This window comes from Halomonas sp. 707D4 (assembly GCF_024158685.1).
Taxonomy (GTDB): domain Bacteria; phylum Pseudomonadota; class Gammaproteobacteria; order Pseudomonadales; family Halomonadaceae; genus Vreelandella.
This window is the reverse complement of record NZ_JAMZBD010000411.1, coordinates 1-2,756: the sequence shown is the minus strand read 5'-3', so window position 1 is coordinate 2,756 and position 2,756 is coordinate 1. Positions and strand designations below refer to the sequence as shown.

The 2,756-nt window shown below is 68.1% G+C and carries 3 protein-coding genes and 1 pseudogene; all 4 read right to left on the bottom strand.

The features are described from left to right. A pseudogene (locus tag BIS11_RS14485) lies at positions 1 to 240 on the bottom strand (succinyl-diaminopimelate desuccinylase); the annotation flags it as partial. Beyond that, entirely contained in the window at positions 227 to 1,252 is a 1,026-nt protein-coding gene (gene dapD, locus BIS11_RS14480; protein ID WP_253420693.1) for a 2,3,4,5-tetrahydropyridine-2,6-dicarboxylate N-succinyltransferase, read from the bottom strand. The gene dapD and the pseudogene BIS11_RS14485, both read right to left, overlap by 14 nt. A 41-nt stretch (positions 1,253 to 1,293) precedes the next feature. Beyond that, positions 1,294 to 1,641, bottom strand: coding sequence for a Spx/MgsR family RNA polymerase-binding regulatory protein (locus BIS11_RS14475; RefSeq protein WP_253420690.1), 348 nt, complete (start codon positions 1,639 to 1,641; stop codon positions 1,294 to 1,296). Between the two features lie 33 nt (positions 1,642 to 1,674). After that, positions 1,675 to 2,756, bottom strand: a 1,082-nt coding sequence (gene dapC, locus BIS11_RS14470) for a succinyldiaminopimelate transaminase (RefSeq protein WP_253586384.1), incomplete at its 5' end; no start/stop codon positions are given.

The window sequence follows — 2,756 nt, the reverse complement described above, 5'->3', positions numbered from 1 at the left end:
GCTCGGCACCACGTCGGTATGGCCGGCAAAGGCCAGCACCGGGCCGTGGTGGCCGCGCACCGCCCAGAAATTCTCGACGTCGCCGAAGCGCAGACGCTCGATGTGGAAGTCGAGCGCCGCCAGGCGCTCGATCAACACCGCCTGGCAGCCCTCGTCGTCCGGCGTGACCGAGGCGCGGTTCAACAGATCGAAGGCCAGCGCCAGGGTCGGCGACAAGCCTTCGGGCTCAGTTATGGGCATGCAGCGCCTCGTTCAGCGCCACGGCGCTCTTGTTGGTCAGGCACTCCACCCGGCCGGTCTGCGAGTTGCGGCGCAAGAGCAGATCGTTTTGGCCGGCGAGTTCGCGCCCGGAGACGGTCTTGACCTCGTTTCTGGCGTCGTCGAGCAGGGTGATCTTGGTGCCGGCGGTGACGTAGAGCCCGGCTTCCACGGTGCAGCGGTCACCGAGCGGAATGCCGATGCCGGCATTGGCGCCGATCAAGCAGCCTTCGCCCACCTTGATGACGATGTTGCCACCGCCGGAGAGCGTGCCCATGGTCGAGCAGCCGCCGCCGAGATCCGACCCCTTGCCGACGAACACGCCCGCCGAGATGCGCCCCTCGATCATGCCCGGGCCTTCGGTGCCGGCGTTGAAGTTGACGAAGCCCTCGTGCATCACCGTGGTGCCTTCCCCCAGATACGCCCCCAGGCGCACGCGGGCGGTGTCGCCGATGCGGATGCCGGTGGGCACCACGTAGTCGGTCATCTTGGGGAACTTGTCGACGCAGTCCACGGAGAGCGGGCGACCGGCCAGGCGCGCCTTCAGGCGGCGTTCGGTCAGCTCCTCGATGTCGATGGCGCCTTCGCTCGTCCAGGCGACGTTGCGCAGCAGGCCGAACATGCCGGTCAGGTCGATACCGTGGGGCTTGACCAGGCGGTGCGACAAGAGGTGCAGTTTGAGATACACCTCGGGCACGCTCTGCGGCGCCTGGTCGGTGTCGATGAACATGGCCACCAGCGGGCGCTTGCTGTCGGCCAGCGCCTCGGCGATGGCTGCCTGCTCGGGGTGGCTGGCCTCGCCCAGCGCCGCCGCCAGCGCCTGGCACTGCTCGGGCAGAAAGCTCACCGCCTGGGTGCCGGCCGGGGCGTCGAGCACCTTCTGCGCGGCTGCCACGAGGGCGGCGTCGGGGTCGAGAAGCGGGGCCGGGTAGTAGATTTCCAGCCAGTCGCCTTGGGTGTTCTGCGTGCCGATTCCAAGCGCGAAGCTCAGCATAAAGCGTCTTCCTTTCAAATCATCAGTGGGGAGGTGTTCGGTTACGGGGTGAGGTCGTCGTAGTCGCCCTCTTGATAGCCGACCAGGAGGGTCTGGCTATCGAGTTCGAGCAGCGGGCGCTTGAGCAGCGTCGGGTGCTCGAGCAGAAGCCGGCGCGCCGAGGTGGCATCGAGGTTCTCCTTCTGCTCGGCAGAGAGCTCGCGCCAGGTCTTGCTGCGCTTGTTGATCGCCTTGGAAAGCGGCACCTGCGCGAGGATATGCTCGAGCAAGCTCGCCGACAGCCCATCCTTGCGAAGGTCATGGGTCTTGTAGGCCAGCCCTTTCTCGTCGAGGGCGCGGCGCGCCTTGCGGCAGGTGTCGCAGGTGTCGATCTTGTAGAGTGTCAGCATGGGGCCTCCGCGGGTGTAATGGTAGTGGGCGCTCTAGCCGCGCTCGATCATGCGGCGCAGGCGCCGGGCCGCTTCGAGCGTCGGCTCGAGCTCCGCCACCAGCGCCAGGCGCAGCCGCCCGGCACCGGGGTTGACGCCCTGGGCGTTGTCGCGGCCCATGAGGCTTCCCGGCAGCACGCTCACGTGCTCCTCTTGATAAAGCCGCTGGGTGAAGGCGACGTCGTCGCCGCCGGGCACGGCGGGCCAGAGGTAGAAGCTCGCTTCTGGAGCGGGAAAATCCATCACCGGCGCCAGGACCTCGGTCACCGCCGCGAACTTCTCGCGATAGGCGTCGCGGTTGGCGCGCACGTGCGCCTCGTCCTGCCAGGCCGCGATGGAGGCGCGCTGAAGGGGCAGCGACATCGCGCAGCCGTGGTAGGTGCGGTAGCGCTTGAAGGGGGCGAGGAGCGCGGCGTCGCCGGCGACGAACCCGGAGCGCAGCCCCGGCAGGTTGGAGCGCTTGGAGAGCGAGTGGAACACCACGCAGCGGCGAAAGTCCTTACGGCCGAGCTCGGCACAGGCCTGTAGAAGACCCGGCGGCGGTGTGGCCTCGTCGAGGTAGAGCTCCGAGTAGCACTCGTCCGAGGCGATGATGAAGTCGTGCTCGTCGGCGAGTTTGATCAGCGCCTTGAACTCCTCCATCGTGGTGACCGCGCCGGTCGGGTTGCCCGGCGAGCAGAGGAACACGATCTGCACGTCCTGCCAGGTCGCCTCGCTGACCGCGGAAAAATCCGGGCGAAAGCCGTTCTCGGCGGTGCAGTCGAGATACAGCGGCGTGCCGCCGGCCAGGAGCGTGGCGCCTTCGTAGATCTGGTAGAAGGGGTTGGGGACCGCCACCTTGGCGGCGCGGGTGCGATCCAGGGCGGCCTGCACGAAGGCGAAGATCGCCTCGCGGGTGCCGTTGACCGGGATCACCTCGCGCTCGGCATCGAGCGATTCGAGCGCGAAGCGCGATACCGCCCAGTCGGCGATGGCCTGGCGAAGCTCGGCCAATCCGTTGGTCGCCGGGTAGCGGGCCATCTCGTGCTGGTGGGCGACGAGGGCTGCCAGCGCCTCAGGGTACGGAGCGTGCTGCG